This is a genomic window from Mycobacterium sp. E787 (genome assembly GCF_001668725.1).
GTDB lineage: Bacteria > Actinomycetota > Actinomycetes > Mycobacteriales > Mycobacteriaceae > Mycobacterium.
Genome location: NZ_LZKL01000062.1, coordinates 1 through 15,988, shown reverse-complemented (window position 1 = coordinate 15,988; position 15,988 = coordinate 1). Strand labels below are relative to the sequence as shown.

At 70.2% G+C, this 15,988-nt stretch carries 12 protein-coding genes; 6 read left to right on the top strand and 6 right to left on the bottom strand.

Annotated elements, in window-relative coordinates:
- Positions 1-141: 141 nt before the first annotated feature.
- Positions 142-1,497 carry an FAD-binding oxidoreductase gene (locus A5705_RS13270; protein WP_068278073.1) on the bottom strand — a complete coding sequence of 452 codons (1,356 nt, stop codon included), beginning with the start codon at positions 1,495-1,497 and terminating at the stop codon, positions 142-144.
- Positions 1,498-1,512: 15 nt separating this feature from the next.
- Entirely contained in the window at positions 1,513-2,754 is a 1,242-nt protein-coding gene (locus A5705_RS13265; RefSeq protein ID WP_068278075.1) for an MFS transporter, read from the bottom strand.
- Positions 2,755-2,815: 61 nt separating this feature from the next.
- Between A5705_RS13265 and A5705_RS13260 the strand changes: the two genes are divergently transcribed.
- The 3 genes from A5705_RS13260 to A5705_RS13250 all read left to right on the top strand — a co-directional run bounded on the left by A5705_RS13260 (position 2,816) and on the right by A5705_RS13250 (position 5,904).
- The gene (locus A5705_RS13260) at positions 2,816-3,643 is read left to right on the top strand and encodes a uracil-DNA glycosylase (protein WP_068278008.1); all 828 of its coding nucleotides are present in this window, start codon (positions 2,816-2,818) and stop codon (positions 3,641-3,643) included.
- Positions 3,640-4,758: an FAD-binding protein gene (locus tag A5705_RS13255; RefSeq protein WP_068278005.1), complete on the top strand. Its 1,119-nt coding sequence runs from the start codon at positions 3,640-3,642 to the stop codon at positions 4,756-4,758. Before A5705_RS13260 ends, A5705_RS13255 begins: the two co-directional genes overlap by 4 nt.
- A gap of 114 nt (positions 4,759-4,872) precedes the next feature.
- Entirely contained in the window at positions 4,873-5,904 is a 1,032-nt protein-coding gene (locus tag A5705_RS13250; protein ID WP_068278002.1) for an LLM class flavin-dependent oxidoreductase, read from the top strand.
- A 4-nt stretch (positions 5,905-5,908) separates the two neighbouring features.
- On the opposite strand, the gene A5705_RS13245 is transcribed toward A5705_RS13250, so the two are convergent.
- The 3 genes from A5705_RS13245 to A5705_RS13235 all read right to left on the bottom strand — a co-directional run bounded on the left by A5705_RS13245 (position 5,909) and on the right by A5705_RS13235 (position 10,913).
- On the bottom strand, positions 5,909-9,898 hold the full coding sequence (locus A5705_RS13245) for a bifunctional diguanylate cyclase/phosphodiesterase (protein ID WP_082956454.1): 3,990 nt from the start codon (positions 9,896-9,898) through the stop codon (positions 5,909-5,911).
- A gap of 126 nt (positions 9,899-10,024) precedes the next feature.
- On the bottom strand, positions 10,025-10,474 hold the full coding sequence (locus A5705_RS13240; protein ID WP_068277999.1) for a nitroreductase family deazaflavin-dependent oxidoreductase: 450 nt from the start codon (positions 10,472-10,474) through the stop codon (positions 10,025-10,027).
- 4 nt (positions 10,475-10,478) lie between these two features.
- Positions 10,479-10,913, bottom strand: a complete 435-nt coding sequence (locus A5705_RS13235) for an HIT family protein (protein ID WP_068278059.1) — start codon at positions 10,911-10,913, stop codon at positions 10,479-10,481.
- Between the two features lie 47 nt (positions 10,914-10,960).
- Between A5705_RS13235 and A5705_RS13230 the strand changes: the two genes are divergently transcribed.
- From A5705_RS13230 to A5705_RS13220, 3 genes are all read left to right on the top strand, one after another.
- The gene (locus A5705_RS13230) at positions 10,961-12,352 is read left to right on the top strand and encodes an amidase (RefSeq protein WP_082956453.1); all 1,392 of its coding nucleotides are present in this window, start codon (positions 10,961-10,963) and stop codon (positions 12,350-12,352) included.
- A gap of 130 nt (positions 12,353-12,482) precedes the next feature.
- Positions 12,483-13,601 (top strand): adenylate/guanylate cyclase domain-containing protein, encoded by a 1,119-nt coding sequence (locus A5705_RS13225; RefSeq protein WP_068277992.1) that lies wholly within the window; start codon positions 12,483-12,485, stop codon positions 13,599-13,601.
- Positions 13,602-13,841: 240 nt separating this feature from the next.
- Entirely contained in the window at positions 13,842-14,423 is a 582-nt protein-coding gene (locus A5705_RS13220) for a hypothetical protein (RefSeq protein WP_067882934.1), read from the top strand.
- Positions 14,424-14,446: 23 nt separating this feature from the next.
- On the opposite strand, the gene A5705_RS13215 is transcribed toward A5705_RS13220, so the two are convergent.
- Positions 14,447-15,988 (bottom strand): serine/threonine-protein kinase PknH/PknJ (locus tag A5705_RS13215; RefSeq protein WP_068277989.1); only part of this gene is annotated, 1,542 nt, incomplete at its 5' end.

Sequence of the window (15,988 nt, the reverse complement as noted above, 5' to 3'; positions counted from 1 at the left end):
ACACCACGTCACACCTGGCTTCATTCAGTGTGCGTTGACGGCTTCGAGTGTGCGTCCAGGGCGCGGAAAACGCAGGAAATCGCGCCGTCAGCTCCCATCCAAAGCCGTCAGCGCACACTCGACGCGCAAAGCCGAAAAGGGCTAGATCGCCGCACCCGGATTGAGGATCCCGAGCGGGTCCAGCGCGCGCTTGATGCGCTGGTTCAGCTCCATCACCTCGGGGCCCAGGTAGCCGTCCAGCCAGGGCCGCTTCAACCGGCCGACGCCGTGTTCACCGGTGATCGTGCCGCCCAGACCGACGGCAAGGTCCATGATCTCGCCGAACGCCAGATGCGCGCGTTCGGTCATGGCGGCGTCGGCGGGGTCGTACACGATCAGCGGGTGGGTGTTGCCGTCGCCCGCGTGGGCGATCACCGAGATCATGAGATCCCGCTTCGCGGCGATGCGCTCGATCCCGCCGACCAGCTCGCCCAGCCTGGGCAGCGGCACCCCGACGTCCTCGAGCAGCAGTGAGCCCTTGGCCTCGACCGCGGGGATGCAGAACCGCCGGGCGGCGATGAAGGCCTCGCCCTCGTCCGGGTCGTCGGTCGAAAAGACCTCGGTCGCACCGTTTTCCGCGAACACCTCGGCGATCACCGCGGCGTCCTCCCCGGACGCCCGGCCCCTCTCGTCGGAGCCGGCCACCAGCATCGCGGCCGCCGAGCGATCCAGGTCCATGCGCAGGGTGTCCTCGACGGCGTTGATCGCCACCGAATCCATGAACTCCAGCATCGAAGGGCGCAGCCGCGCAACGGTTCCCAGCACCGCGTCGACGGCGGCCTGGACCGAACCGAACGACGCCACCACCACGCTCGACGTGTTCTGCGCGGGCAGCAGCCGCAGCGTCACCTCCGTGACGACCCCCAGCGTGCCCTCGCTGCCCACGAACAGCTTGGTCAGCGACAGCCCCGCGACGTCCTTCAGCCGCGGGCCGCCCAGCCGCACCGCGGTGCCGTCGGCCAGCACCACCTGCATGCCCAGCACGTAATCGGTTGTGACGCCGTACTTCACGCAACACAACCCGCCGGCGTTGGTGGCGATGTTGCCCCCGATGCTGCAGATCTCGAACGACGACGGGTCGGGCGGATACCACAGCCCGTACTCGGCGACGGCCTTCTTCACCTCGGCGTTGAACAGGCCCGGCTGGCATACCGCCGTGCGCGTGACCGGGTCGACGGCGATGTCGCGCATCTTTTCCGTCGACAGCACGATGCCGTCGTCCAGCGCGGTCGCCCCGCCCGACAGCCCGCTACCGGCGCCGCGGGTCACCACCGGCACCCGGTGGGCGCTGGCCCAGCGCAGCACGGTCTGCACCTCCTCGGTGCGCCGCGGCCGGACCACGGCCATCGGCTTGCCCGCCGACGGGTCGAAGGCGCGGTCCTGGCGGTAGCCCTCGGTGACGGTCGGGTCGGTGACCACCATCCCGTCGGGCAGGTCGGCGATCAGGCTGGCCAACATGTCCACCCCCCGATCCTAAGGCCCCGAATCGACCGCCAACTCCGGCGCGCGGTCCAGTTCGCGCAGCGACGGCAGGCCGCAGGACACCGCCCCGATCACCACAATGGGAACGGCCAACGCCAGGAACGTGACCCTCAGCCCGGCGGCGTCGGCCAGCGGTCCGGCCACCAGCAGGCCCAGCGGGCCCGCGGCGTACATCAGCCCCGTCATCACGCCGACCACCCGGCCGCGCAGGTGATGCGGCGCCCGGGTCTGCATCACGTAGTTGTAGATCGGCTGGATCGGCCCGTACACCAGGCCGGTCACCCCGCACAGCGCCAGGATCACCGGCAGCGGCGGCAGGAACGCGATGCCGGCCGTCGCCGCCCCGAAGGTCAGCGTCGCGGCCAGCAGGGCCGTCCGCCGCCGCAGGCGTTTGGACAGCACGGCGTAGCCGAGTGCCCCCGCCACGCCGCCGACCCCGAGCGCCATCAGCGCCCAGCCCAACTGCGCGGGTTGGTGGTGGTCGGAGAAGTACTTGGGGAACAGCACGCTTTCCATCGGCAGGTAGAGGGCGGTGACGGCCAGGTCGATCAGGCCGAGCGTGCGCAGCACCCGCAGGTTCCAGACGAACCGCAGCCCCTCGGCGATGCCGGACGCCAAGCCGTCGGGCCGGGTTGCGTGGTGCGGCCTGCCGATGCCCTCGAGGCGCAGCGCCCCGATCGCCAGGAAGGACAACCCGAACAGCCCGGCCGTGACCCACATCGTGTTGATGCCGCCCACCGCGGCGATCATCAACCCGCCGATGCCGGGGCCCAGGATGTATGCCAGGTTGAGCACCGCCTCGTAGACGCTGTTGGTGCGGTCCAGCGACCAGCCCGCGCGGGCGGCCGCCTCCGGCAGCATGGACTGGCGCGCCGTCGTCCCGGCCGGGTCGAAAGCGGCCGCGCAGCACGCCAGCGCGGCCAACTCCGCGACGTTGATCGCGGCCGCCCCGAAGAACCAGGCGGTCAGCGGCACGGCGGCCACCGCCGAACACGACAGCGAATCGGACACCAGAGATACCCGGCGGCGCCCGAAGAAGTCGACGGCGGTCCCGGCGACCAGCGTGGCGAACACCAGCGGCACCGTCATGGCGGCGGCGACGAGGGACGCGTCCTTGGCGCTGTCGTGGTGCTGCAGGGCCAGCCACGGGAAAGCGACTATCGAGATGCCGGTACCGGCGGTCGCCGTCAACGTGGCGAACAGGATCAGGAATGCCGGGCCGCCGCTTTTCATGGGATATCGCGGCTGAATGTAGCGCCAAACCGACGGCCGAAACCACCGAATTTCGCCGCTCATGCACGATGTTCATGTGCTCGCACACCCGCGTACCGGTCAGACGTTCGGATCTCCGGTCGGCCCCGGCACCGGGTGGCCGGACGATCCGGCCACGCCGCGGACCCCGGTGGCCGCCGACGCCGCCCACGTGGTCGCGCTCAGCGGCCAGGTCCGGTCGATCCCGGAACTGGACGCCCTGATCAGCGTCTGCCGGGCCTGCCCGCGGCTGGTCACCTGGCGCGAGGAGGTGGCGACGGTCAAGCGACGGGCCTTCGCCGACCAGCCCTACTGGGGGCGGCCGGTGCCGGGCTGGGGATCCGAGCGGCCGTGGCTGCTGATCGTCGGGCTGGCGCCCGCCGCGCACGGCGCCAACCGGACCGGTCGCATGTTCACCGGTGACCGCTCCGGCGACCAGTTGTACGCGGCGCTGCACCGGGCCGGGCTGGTGAACCAGCCGACCAGCGTGGACGCCGCGGACGGGTTGCACGCCAATGGGATTCGGATCTCCGCGCCGGTGCGCTGCGCGCCGCCGGCCAACGCGCCGACGCCGGCGGAGCGCGACACCTGCTGGCCCTGGCTGGAGGCCGAATGGCGGCTGGTGTCCGAGCATGTCCGCGTGATCGTGGCCCTGGGCGGGTTCGCCTGGCAGATCGCGCTCCGACTCACCGGGGTGCCCGGCCCGCGCAAGCCGCGGTTCGGCCACGGCGTGGTGGCCGACCTGGACCCCGGCGTGCGATTGCTCGGCTGCTACCACCCGAGCCAGCAGAATATGTTCACGGGTAGGTTGACTCCGGCAATGCTCGACGACGTCTTCACCAACGCAAAGAGGCTGGCAGGAATCGCGTGACCGATATTCTGGTTTCCGGTGCCAGCGTGGCCGGCACGACGGTCGCGTATTGGCTTGTCCGCCATGGGTATTCGGTGACCGTGGTGGAGCGCCATCCGGGGCTGCGGCCGGGTGGCCAGGCCATCGACGTGCGGGGTCCGGCGCTGACGGTGCTGGAGCGCATGATGCTGCGGGCGGCCGCCGACCACGTGCGGACCCGGATCCGGGGCGCGTCCGTGGTGGACCGCGACGGCAACGAGCTGTCGCAGGACACCACGTTGACGCCCACCGGCGGGCTCATCGCCAGCCCCGACATCGAGCTGCTGCGCGATGACCTCGTCGAATTGCTCTACGACGCAACCAAACTGAACACGGAATACGTGTTCGACGACAGCATCGCCGCGCTGGAGGACGACGGCAGTTCGGTCAAGGTGACGTTCGAGAGCTCCGCCGCGCGCAGCTTCGACCTGGTGATCGGCGCCGACGGCCTGCACTCCAACGTGCGCCGGCTGGTGTTCGGCCCGGAGGCGCAGTTCATCGAGCGGCTGGGCACTTACGCGGCGATCTTCACCGTGCCCAACTTCCTCGACCTGGACCGCTGGCAGACCTGGCATTACGGCGACAACACCATGGCCGGCGTCTACAGCGCGCGGAACAACACCGAGGCGCGGGCCATGGTCGGCTTCGTGGACGCCGACCTGCGCATCGATTATCAAGACACCGAGGCCCAGTTCGCCGAGCTGGAACGACGGATGGCCGACGACGGCTGGGTGCGCCCGCAGCTGCTGGAGTACATGCGGACCTCGCCCGATTTCTACTTCGACGAGATGTCGCAGATCAAGATGGACCGCTGGTCGAAGGGACGGGTCGCGCTCGTCGGCGACGCCGGCTACTGCTGTTCGCCGTTGTCGGGCCAGGGCACCAGCGTCGCGCTGCTGGGCGCCTACATCCTGGCCGGCGAGCTGGCCGCCGCGGGCGACGACCATGAAGCTGGTTTCGCCAACTACCAGAAGGAATTTCAGGATTACGTCAAGCGCAATCAGTGGCTGGTGATCGACAACATCCCCGGGGGTGCGCCGATCCCGCAGGAGGTGTTCGACCGCATCGTCAACTCGATCACCCTGAAGGACTACTGAGCGCCTTTCGCCGAGCAGACGCAAAAGCCCCCGACACGCCGAGCCGCCGGGGGCTTTTGCGTCTGCTCGCCGTAGATAGGGAACGTTCGCCCGCGAAAAGGCGTTGACGCCATCGTGCGACTTTCCGTCCTTGACCTCGTCCCGGTGCGCAGCGACCAGACCACCGCGGACGCGCTGGCGGCCACCGTCCAGCTGGCGCAGGCCGCCGACCGGCTGGGCTTCACCCGCTACTGGGTCGCCGAACACCACAACATGCCGTCCGTCGGGGCCACCAGCCCGCCGGTTCTGATCGCCTACCTGGCGGCCCAGACCACTCAGGTACGGCTGGGCTCGGGCGGCGTGATGCTGCCCAATCACGCGCCGCTGGCCGTCGCCGAGCAGTTCGCCCTGCTGGAAGCGGCCGCGCCCGGCCGCATCGACCTGGGCATCGGGCGCGCGCCCGGCTCCGACCCGGTGACGTCGTACGCCATGCGCGGAAGCCGAGGTGACGAAGACATCGAGCGCTTCCCCGACTACCTCGACGACGTGGCCGCGCTGATGAGCGCGCGCGGCGTGATCGTGCCGCTGCGCTCCGGGGACTACCGGCTCAAGGCCACCCCGGCCGCGGCGAGCGAACCGCGGCTGTGGTTGCTGGGCTCGTCGATGTACTCCGCGCACCTTGCCGCGGCGAAGGGACTGCCGTACGTGTTCGCGCACCACTTCTCGGGCCAGGGCACCGAGGAGGCGCTCGAGGTCTACCGCTCCCGGTTCAAGCCCAGCAAGCTGACCCCCGAGCCGCTGACGTTCCTGACGGTCAACGCCGCGGTGGCCGAAACCCGCGACGAGGCAACGGCTTTGATGCTGCCGAACCTGCAAATGATGGCCAAACTGAGAACGGGCCAGCCGCTCGGCCCGGTGCCGCTGGTCGAGGAGGCCGAGGTGGCCCAGCTCGGGCCGGATCAGCAGCGCATCGTGGAAAGCGGACTCAAGCGTGCCGTCCTGGGCACGCCCGCCGAGGCCGCCGAGCAGGTGCGGGCCCTCGCCGGACGCTTCGGGGTCGACGAGGTGATGGTCCACCCGGTAGCGTCGGCCCACCTCGGCACGGACCCGGCCACCGCGCCCGCGCGCGTCAACACCCTGGAATTGCTGGCCAAAGAGCTGTTCTGATCGGTCAGTCTTTCACCCCCGCCTGCTGCGACCGGCGCGCATTCGTGCTGGGCGCGTGCACGGCGATCCACTCGGTCAGGTCGTCCGCCGGCAGCGGCGGGGTGTGCACGAATCCCTGGGTGATGGTGCAGCCGTACCGACGCAGCGCGCGCAGGGTGACCTCGTCTTCGACCCCCTCGGCGACCAGATCGGCGCCCAGGCTGCGGGCCAGCGCCACCGTGGAGCGCACGATCGCGACCGATCGCGGGTCCTGGGCCAGCCGCGACACGAATACCCGGTCGAGTTTCAGCTCGTCGACCGAGACGTCCTGCAGGCGCGCCAGGGAAGACCACCCCGTGCCGTAGTCGTCAAGCGAGATGCGCACGCCGAGCTGCTGCAGCGCCGCGACGGTGTTGCGGGAGCGCGCCGAGTCGACCAAAGCGCTCTCGGTGATCTCGACGATGAGCGAGTGGGCGGGCAGGCCGTGGGTGCGGAGCAGCCCCTCCACGGTGCTCACCAGGTCGAGGTCGAGCAGGTTGGTGGTCGACAGGTTGACCGCGACGGGCAGCGGCATGCCGTGATCGCGCCAGGCCCGGGCCTGCTTGAGGGCGAGGTTGATGGCGCGGTTGGCCACCTGGCGCATCAGCCCGGCGCGTTCGGCGGCGGACAGGAACTCCTCCGGGAGCAGCAGCCCGCGGCTGGGATGCCGCCAGCGCAGCAGCGCCTCGACGCTGTGGACGCTGCCGTCGCTCGCGTTGATCTTGGGCTGGTAATGCACCGTCAGCTGGGTGTCATCGAGCAGCGCGACGCGCAGTTCCTCGATGAGGTTGGGGTCGTTGTCGCGGTACATCTCGTACGCCGAGTCGTAGACCGCGATCTTGCTGGTGGCCGATTTCGCGTGCGGGATCGCCATCTCGGCGCGGGTCAACAGTTCCTGCGGATGGTCACAGTGGTCGGGGTAGAGCGCGATGGCGATGCGGGCGTCGACCTGCACGGTGATCGGGTCGAGCGCGAACGGTTCGCTCAGGGCCTCGAGCAGCCGGCCCGCCTGGGCGCGGGCGGCGATGAGGTCGGACCCCTCGGTGAGCAGGATCGCGAACTCGTCGTCGCTCACGCGCGCAAGGAGGTCGTCGTGGCGCACGCAGTGCGCCAGCCTGTTCGCGACATGGGACAACAGGTCGTCGCCGAAGTGGCGGCCGATCGAATCGCTGATCTCCTCGAACTCGTACAGATGCAGCAACAGCAGCGCCCGGCGCGACGGGGCCGCGGCGGCCGACAGGGGCCCCGCCGGCGCCGAATCCGGCAGCCCCGTCAGGGCGGTCGCCAGCGACCGCCGGTTGGGCAGGTTGGTCAGCTCGTCGGTCATGGCCTGCTTATGGCTCTCGGCCAGCATGCTCACATCGCGGAAGGTCGCCGAGAATCGGGCGGCGACCGCAACCAGGCTCAGGGCGGCGAGAGCCGTTGCCAGCGTTGAGTTGTGGCCCACGACGGCAACAGCGAGCGCCACGACAGTGCACACCACCGGCACGGTGTAGGAGCCGAGTCCGCGCGGGGCCCGGGGCACGTTGGACGGCCGGGAAGGCGCCCAGCTGGCCATGGCCACCAGCAGCGACGCGGCGGGCCACAGCGCGTCGAGTGTGGTGCCCACCCGGTAGGAGCCTTCGGCGGTCTCGAAGAGATACACCGTGTCCGCGACGGCGAACCCGAGGAACCCCACGACGAGGAGACCCCAGCGGGATTCGTTGCGCCAGCCCAGGATTGGCAGCATGCCGGCGGTGACGGCCAACAGGATCAGGTCGCCCCACGGGTAGACCAGCCCCACCAGGACGGTCGCGGGGACGCGCTCCGCGGCCGCGTGGATGGGTCCGGCCCGCAGCGCCACGCCCACCGCGGCGGCGGCCAACGCGCACACCAGTGCATCGAGTCGGATCGGCAGCGGCACCCGCTTCAGCCGCGACCGCATCAGCAGCAGGAGCCCGGCATAGACGAACGGGTAGAACGCCAGGTACTCCGGATCGGCGACCGAGGGGGACTGGCCCTCCCGCACCCACATGGCATAGACGATGTCCCCGACTGCCGAGACCGCCATGCCGACCGCGATCAACGCCCAGGCGAGGCGGTCGGCGGTCACGCGGTAGGCGCGAGCGGCGATCAGCGCCGCGGCCGACAGGTTCAGCGCGGGGTAGACGATCTTGACGAAGAACGGGTGGTGGGCGGTGCCGGGGGCGACGACGCTTGTCATCGTGTAGGTAACCACGCCGATTGCCAACGCCGCCAGGGCAATCCGGATCGTGATCGGGGGCCACCGAATGCCGTCCGGTGCTTCGCGCGTCAGTTCCCGCACCGACGTCGCGGCCGCCGCGATCGGCTGCAGTGACCGCGCCAGCTTGGTCTGGGTGCCGAAGGCGCCCGCCGGGACCGAGGTGACATCCGCGTCCACGCCCGCCCGTCCTTCGGTCGAGGCCGGCTCCGCCGGCTCGGCGACTTGCGGGAAGGTGTAGGGGAAGGGCAGATCGGGCACGTAAGCCCGAATGCATTGGCCGCCTTCGCGTTTGGCGGCGTACATGGCCAGGTCGGCGTTTCGGAGCAGCTGGTCGACGGTGCTGTTCGACGCGGCGGTGGCCACCGTGAAGCCGATGCTGGGCCTGACGTCGATCGGAACACCGTCGATCACGATCTCTGTGCCGAACGCGTCGAGGACCCGGTCCGCCGCGGCCCGCGATTCCTCGACCGAAGCCTCGATGAGGACCGCGAATTCGTCGCCCCCGAGGCGCGCGATGGTGCCCGTGTCGCCCAGCGCGGCGGTGAGCCGGCCTGCGACCCGCACGAGCAGCTCGTCGCCGGCCGGATGGCCCAGGGCGTCGTTGACCGCTTTGAAATTGTCCAGGTCGAGGCACAACACCGCGACAGGAATATTGTCGCGACGTTGCCGGGCGATGGCCTGCTCCAGGCGATGCAGAAAATGGGCCCGATTGGCCAGGCCGGTGAGGCTGTCGCGAAACGCCTCCCGCGCGACTTCGGACAACAACCTCCGGTTTTCCAGCAGCACCACGAACTGGCGAGCTAGCACCGCGACGACCAGGATCCCAAGCGCGCCAGCCATCGGTTGGTGGGCCATGGGGCCCACTGCGTTGCCCAGCCCGACCGCGGCCGCCACCAGCAAGGGCAGGTAAGGCAGCCACATCCGGGTGCGCGACAAAGACTGGTCGTCACCCGAGGGCTCCGTGGGCGGCTCGTTGACACTGGCCAGGGCGGCCATCGCGAGCATGCCCAATCCGCCGACGCGGGCGAGGTCCGCCAGGTCGTTGAATTGATAGCTGCCCACCCCGGCGTGGAACACGGTCGCGAGGTCGGCAACGGCGATCGTTGCGACTCCACCGGCAACCAGGCTTCGGCTCGGCCGGTCGCCCGGGCGACCTCGCGACAGGATCAGGAGTGCGCTGGTGGTCAGGACGATGTCTGCCAGCACCTGGCCGAGCGTCACCAGCCGCAGGCCGCTGTTCTCGCGCAGTTGTTTGTCGATGACCGACACCCAGGAGACCACGAACAGCGACGTCGCCACGATGAGACCGTCGAGCACCAGGCGCCGGGGACTGTGGCGCGAGGCCCGCGACAACAGCACCAAAGCCGCCATGGCGCCGGCCGGATAGGAGCTGAAGACAATCTCAGCGACGCCCCGGCCACTGGCGTTATTCAGTTCCGAATGCACGTGATAGATCGCCCAGATGACCTGACCGCCCGCTGCCCCCAGCAGTGCCACTGCCAGCGCCAGCCAGCCGAATCTGAAGCGGCCGACCGCGTGGCGAGTCGCGGCGACGGCACATGCCGCCGCCACCCCGACACACAGCACCTGCACGAGCTGGTCGACCGGTCGGGTCCCGTGGGCGTCCTGCCACTTCCCGATGGAGGAAGCCAGGATCGTCGCCGCTCCGGCGGCATAGCCGCCGACGACGAACCATCCGGCGCGGGCGGACAGCCCGAACCGCCGCCACGGATTCCCCGTCCAGCGTGTCATAGCCGCTCCAGCCGATCCCGCGGTTTGCGGTGAGCGAATCGTAACTTCACCGTGCGCTACAGGAGAATAAACCGCTGCATTGACCTCGGGCTCGAAGACGTGCCGATGGTATGCGGTGTCGCCGATTCAGCGCGGAGTCAGTACGACGATCGGGATGGCGCGGGACGTACGGCTCTGGTAGCCGGTGTAGCGGTTCCCGTTGTTCTTGTTGACGAGGTCCCACAGCCGCGGGTAGTCGGGGTCGTCGGGGCCGAGCGCGCGCGCCGTCACCGCGGTGCGCCTCGGGCCGACGTTGATCTCGCAGTCGGGACGCTTGCGCAGGTTGTGGTACCAGCCGGGGTTGCGGTCGTCACCGCCCTTGGAGGCGACCACAAGGTAGGAGTCGCCGTCCTTGGCGTAGGTCAGGGTCGTGGTGCGCTGCCGGCCGGTCTTCGCGCCGGTCGTGTGCAGCAGCAGGCTGGGCGGCATGCCCGGTATCCGGTGACCGATCCGGCCGTCGGTCGTGCGGTAGATCGTGTCGTGCAGGCGCAGGAACGGTATCAGCACGAACTGTTCCAGCGGGGTCAGGTTGCTCATGGCCTCAATCTTGCTGGCTCGCGTCGATGCGTGCCACGGCCTCGCGCAGGATCCGCGCGGTGGCCTCCCGGTCGGGATCCCGGCGCACCAGCATGCCCTTGGCCACCGAGAGCTTGTCGCCGTTGCGCCGCGGCAGCACGTGCAGGTGGATGTGGAACACGGTCTGAAAGGCGGCGCGGCCGTCGTTGATGGCGATGTTGGTCGCGTCGGCCAGCTCCGTCGCGCGGGCGGCCCGGGCGATCCGCTGGCCGATGGCGACCATGCCGGCCAGGGTCTCGGCCGGGGTGTCGGTCAGGTCGACGGTGTGCCGCTTGGGGATCACCAGCGTGTGGCCCCGGGTGAACGGGCGGATGTCGAGGATCGCGAGGTAGTCGTCGTCCTCGTGGATCTTGCACGCCGGGGCCTCCCCGGCGACGATCGCACAGAACACACAGGGCATGTCGCCCACGGTACTGACTGCCCCGAGCCGCGGGATACGCTGCCGCAGTGGACGCTCGCGACGTGGCTTACGCAGGAGCGGCCGCACAGGCCCGGATGCTGGCCGACGGCGAACTGAGCGCACCGGAGCTGCTCGAAATCTATTTGGAGCGGATCGCCCGGTTGGACAGCGAGCTGCGCTGCTACCGCGCGGTGCTGTCCGACAGCGCGCGTTACGAGGCGGCCGTGGCGCAGGACCGCCTCGACGCGGGCGAGCGGCTGCCGCTGCTCGGCGTGCCGGTCGCGATCAAGGACGACGTCGACGTCGCCGGCGAGGTGACGACGTACGGCAGCGGCGGGCACCGCCCCGCGGTGACCTCCGACGGGGAGGCGGTCCGCCGGCTGCGCGCCGCCGGTGCGGTGATCCTCGGCAAGACCAATGTGCCCGAGCTGATGATGTTTCCCTACACCGAGTCGCTGACGTTCGGGGCCACCCGCAACCCGTGGAATCCCAAGCGCACGCCGGGCGGCAGCAGCGGCGGCAGCGCGGCCGCGGTGGCCGCCGGCCTGGCCCCGCTGGCGCTCGGGTCCGACGGCGGCGGCTCGATCCGCATCCCGGCGACCTGGTGCGGCGTATTCGGCCTGAAGCCGCAACGCGATCGGGTGTCGCTGGAGCCGCACGACGACGCGTGGTACGGGCTGAGCGTCAACGGCCCGCTGGCCCGGTCGGTGCTGGACGCGGCGCTGTTCCTCGACGCGACCTCGACGATCCCCGGTCCCGAGGGCGAGTTCGTGGCCGCCGCCGCGCGCCACCCCGGCCGGCTGCGAATCGCCTTGAGCACCAAGGGCCCGACGCCGCTGCCCGTCCGGGTCGGCAACGCGTACCTGGCGGCGGTTCACGAGGCCGGCGCGCTGTTGCGCGACCTGGGCCACGACGTCATCACGCGTGACCCCGACTATCCGCCGTCGGCGATCATCACCAATTACCTGCCCCGCTACCTGCGCGGCATCAGCGATGACGCGGACTCGTTGGCCCACCCCGAACGCCTCGAGGCGCGCACCCGGAACCTGGCGCGCGCCGGGGCGCTGTTCTCGGACCGGCGGATGACCGCCCTGCGTGACGCCGAGGCGGCGGTGACCGCCCGGATCCAGTCGATCTTCGACGACGTCGACGTCGTCGTCACGCCGGGCAACGCCACGGGTCCCTCCGGCATCGGCGCCTACCAGCGCCGCGGCGCGATATGGACGCTGCTGGCGGTGGCGCAACGGGTGCCCTACCAGCAGGTCTGGAACCTGACCGGACAGCCCGCCGCGTCCGTGCCGTGGGACTTCGACGGCGACGGGCTGCCGCTCGGGATCCAGCTCGTCGGGCGGCCGTACGACGAGGCGACCCTGCTGTCGCTGTCGGCGCAGATCGAGACCGCCCGGCCCTGGGCCCAGCGGCAACCGCCGGTGTCCTAACCGCGCGTTCGATTGGCGCCGACCCGCTTCGCCCGGCTGCGCCGCGCTCGCGATCGGCTGGATCGCCTGGCGCCGACCCGCTTCGCCCGGCTGCGCCGCGCTCGCGATCGGCGCGTTGTACCTTGGCCCAGTGGAGGACGGGGCGGCCGAGAGGGACATCGACGATCTGCTCGAGGGCCTCGAGGGCGCCGCGCGCACCGAGCGGGCCGAGCTCGTCAGGTGGTTGCTGGAGCAGGGCGTCACCGCCGACGAGATCCGCACCACCAGCCCGCCGCTGCTGCTGGCCACCCGCCACCTCATCGGCGACGACGGCACCTACGTGTCCACCCGGGAGATCGCCGAGACCTACGGCATGGACCTGGCGCTGCTGCAGCGCGTCCAGCGCGCCATCGGCCTGGCCCGGGTCGACGACCCCGATGCGGTCGTCCACATGCGCGCCGACGGTGAGGCCGCCGCCTACGCCCAGCGGTTCGTCGAGCTGGGCCTGGATCCCGACCAGGTGCTGCTCGTGGTTCGGGTGCTCTCCGAGGGGCTGTCGAACGCCGCGGAGGTGATGAGGTACACCGCGCTCTCGGCGATCATGCGCCCGGGCGCCACCGAAGTGGACATCGCGAAGGCCTCGAAGGAGTTGGTAAGCCAGATCGCGCCGATTCTCGGCCCGATGATCCAGGACACCCTGTTCATGCATTTGCGGCACATGATGGAGACCGAAGCGGTCAACGCCGCGGAGCGGGCCGCCGGCAAGCCGCTACCGGGGGCGCGCCAGATCACCGTCGCCTTCGCCGATCTCGTCGGCTTCACCCGGCTCGGCGAAGTGGTGTCCGCCGAAGAACTGGGCCACCTGGCCAACCGGCTGGCCCACCTGGCCCGCGACATGACCGTCCCGCCGGTGCGGTTCATCAAGACCATCGGCGACGCGGTGATGCTCGTCTGTCCCGAGCCGCAACCCATCCTGGACGTGGTGCTGAAGCTCGTGGAGACCGTCGACACCGACAACGACTTCCCGCGGTTGCGCGCGGGAGCGGCCTCCGGCATGGCGGTCAGCAGGGCCGGCGACTGGTTCGGCAGCCCGGTCAACGTGGCGAGCCGGGTCACCGGCGTGGCCCGCCCCGGCACCGTCCTGGTCGCCGATTCGGTCTGGGAAGCCCTGGACGGGACGGGGGAGTACGAGGGGTCCTTCGCCGGCGCGCGCCGCCTCAAGGGCATCAAGAACGAGGTCAAGGTTTTCCGGATCCGCCGGTCCGCATAGGCAGGCCCGGGCGACTCTAGGGGGCGTTTGACGCTTAGGTCGCACGCGGCTGGTTTCCTACCCCGTTTCCCAGCGCTTCGAATCGGTCGCTTCCGGGCCTGCTTCGCTACCAAAAATACAACTCTGCACAGCCCTGAACAAGGGTCGCAGAGGGTGCCGCCACGTCCGGCGACCGCGCGGGATCGTTCGCCCGCGGCGAACGGCATTCCATTACAGCTGTAACGGTGTAATCATGTAATTATGAAATCACACCACACCCACTCCCGGCGGTACGGCCGCCCCGGCGGCTGGCAGCAGGCCCAGCAGCCCGACGCGAGCGGCGCGGCCGAATGGTTCGCCGGACGCCTACCCGAAGCCTGGTTCGACGGGGACCCCACCGTCATCGTCGACCGCGAAGAGATCACCGTCATCGGCAAGCTGGCCGAGCCCGCGAACTCCGGCGACGAGAGCGAGGCCCGCGCGGAGGGCCGAATCTCGCGGTTCCGCGAGGAGACCCGCTCGGAGCGGATGCGCATTGCCGACGAAGCGCAGGATCGCTATGGGCGCAAGGTTTCCTGGGGCGTGGAGATCCCGTCCAAAGACGGGGTAGAGCGAATCCTGTTCACCCACATCGCCGTACCGGTGATGACGCGCCTGAAGCAACCCGAGCGCCAGGTGCTCGACACGCTGGTCGACGCCGGGGTCGCCCGGTCCCGCGCCGACGCGCTCGCGTGGACGGTCAAGCTTGTCGGTGAGCACACCGAGGAATGGCTGGCCAAGCTGCGCGACGCGATGTCGGCGGTCGACGACCTGCGCGCCGAGGGGCCCGACCTCCAGTCGTAAGCCAATGACGCAGTGCGCGTTGGTTATTCGTTGTCAACCTTGGCGAGGATCTTGTCGACTACCTGCCCGCCCTGATCGCTGATGTGGTAACCGCAGGCGTTGACGTCGGCCACCACGTTGTTCGCCACCCCCATGGCGCGCTCGCACTCCCAGCCGTCGGCGCCCTCCTGCGTCTCCAGCATGGTGATCTTCGGTGGCCCGCCACCGACTTGGGCTAACGACCACCTGAACACCTTGTCGTTCTTGTTCGTCACGGTCACTGTTTTGCCGGCGCAGTTCTTCCACTTGTCCGCCGACGTCTGCACGAACGCCTTGGCCTTGTCGGCCGACGGGAAGGCCACCGCGGCCTGGTTGACCCAGTGGTCGTAATCGTCGCCGGGTTCGGACGACACCAGGCCGCTGATCCCGGTGTAGCCGGTGCCCGCGTAGACCGGGTCCTGGCTGGTGTAGAGCGCGCCCAGGCAGTTCGGCGACGACAGCGTCACCGACGAGGTGTCCATCGACGTGATGGGCTTGCCGGGCGTCATGGTGGACGACCCCATGATCGAGTTGATGCCCGACGGATCCAGCAGCAGGGCGTTGAGCCGGCCGGGCGGTATGGGATCCGGGGGCGGCGGCGCGGGTGCCGGCCGGGTCAGCAGCCATATCCCCGCGCCGCCGCCGGCCAGGACGACCACGGCGGCGACGGCGGCGACGATGGGCCACGCGCTGCGTTTGGGTTTGGCCGGCGGCTGATTCCAGGACGCCGGGCCGGTGAACTGGGGCGGCGGGCCGCCCCAGTTGCCGCCGCCGCCCCCATAGCCCGGAGGTGCGGACGGCACGGGGCCGCTGTCGGGTGGCCATGGCCGCGGGGTCTGGGGGGCCTGTGGCATCGGGCCCGAGCTGGGCGCCGTGGGGTAGGGCGCCGGTGAACCCGGAACCGGCGCGGGCGGTGGGGCGGTGGCCTGATGTTGCGGGACGCCGACGGCGCTGGCGGCCAGCGTGGCGCCACCGCTGTCGTCGGTGGAGGCCTCGGCGGTCGCGGGCAGGGTGGCTTCCTGGCTGCGGCGCACGATGTTGGACGCGTGGTCCTGATCGGGGTCGCTGAGGGCCTCGTGGGCGGCCAGCGCGAGATCGCCGGCGCTGGCGTAGCGGTCTTCCGGTTTCTTCGCCATGCCGCGCGCGACCACGGCGTCGAAGGCCTTGGGCACGCCCGGACGCATCTCGCTGGGCTTCGGGATGGGGTCCAACAGGTGGGCGGTGACCAGGGTGCTCGCGCTGTCGGCGCGATACGGCGGCGACCCGGTCAGGGCCTCGTGCAGCACGCACGCCAGCGCGTAGATGTCGGCGCGGTAGGTGACCTCGTCGTTGGAAAAGCGTTCGGGCGCCATGTATTTCCAGGTGCCGACGGCGGTGCCGAGCTGGGTGAGCTTCTCGTCGGTGGTCGCGCTGGCGATGCCGAAGTCGACCAGGTAGGCGAAGTCGTCGCGGGTGACCAGGATGTTGGGCGGCTTGACGTCGCGGTGCATCACCCCGGCGGCGTGGGCGGCGTCGAGCGCCGAGGCGATCTGGGTGATGATGGCCAC

Excerpts from the sequence above, each read along its gene's own strand:
- A5705_RS13270 (WP_068278073.1), bottom strand. The coding sequence starts at position 1,497 with ATGTTGGCCAGCCTGATCGCCGACCTGCCCGACGGGATGGTGGTCACC.
- A5705_RS13265 (WP_068278075.1), bottom strand. The coding sequence starts at position 2,754 with ATGAAAAGCGGCGGCCCGGCATTCCTGATCCTGTTCGCCACGTTGACG.
- A5705_RS13260 (WP_068278008.1), top strand. The coding sequence starts at position 2,816 with ATGCACGATGTTCATGTGCTCGCACACCCGCGTACCGGTCAGACGTTC.
- A5705_RS13245 (WP_082956454.1), bottom strand. The coding sequence starts at position 9,898 with ATGACACGCTGGACGGGGAATCCGTGGCGGCGGTTCGGGCTGTCCGCC.
- A5705_RS13240 (WP_068277999.1), bottom strand. The coding sequence starts at position 10,474 with ATGAGCAACCTGACCCCGCTGGAACAGTTCGTGCTGATACCGTTCCTG.
- A5705_RS13235 (WP_068278059.1), bottom strand. The coding sequence starts at position 10,913 with ATGCCCTGTGTGTTCTGTGCGATCGTCGCCGGGGAGGCCCCGGCGTGC.
- A5705_RS13220 (WP_067882934.1), top strand. The coding sequence starts at position 13,842 with ATGAAATCACACCACACCCACTCCCGGCGGTACGGCCGCCCCGGCGGC.